Annotated in this window: 1 protein-coding gene; it reads right to left on the reverse strand. The window is 36.9% G+C overall.

Annotated elements, in window-relative coordinates; all coding sequences use genetic code 11:
* Nucleotides 1-241 (reverse strand): aminotransferase class I/II-fold pyridoxal phosphate-dependent enzyme (locus SH09_RS14355; protein WP_141639747.1); only part of this gene is annotated, 241 nt, incomplete at both ends.

Below are 241 nucleotides of genomic sequence, written 5' to 3' on the forward strand. Positions count from 1 at the left end.
CATTTTTTTTATATCTTGTGCTCCATATTTCAATGCGCTTATTGCGCCATATTGGCTGGGGGTAGCAACACATATTGAATTATATAAATGAACTGTTGTTACCTCTTCAATCAAGCGAGGGGTAGATAGTACGTAACCTACTCTTGCACCTGTCAAAGCATGAGATTTTGAAAGACCATTGACTACAAAGAGCTGATTTCGTATAGATGGAAATTCCATAAACGAATGGTGTTTATCTTCA

Origin of the sequence: Staphylococcus gallinarum, from assembly GCF_000875895.1 — a bacterium.
Taxonomy (GTDB): domain Bacteria; phylum Bacillota; class Bacilli; order Staphylococcales; family Staphylococcaceae; genus Staphylococcus; species Staphylococcus gallinarum.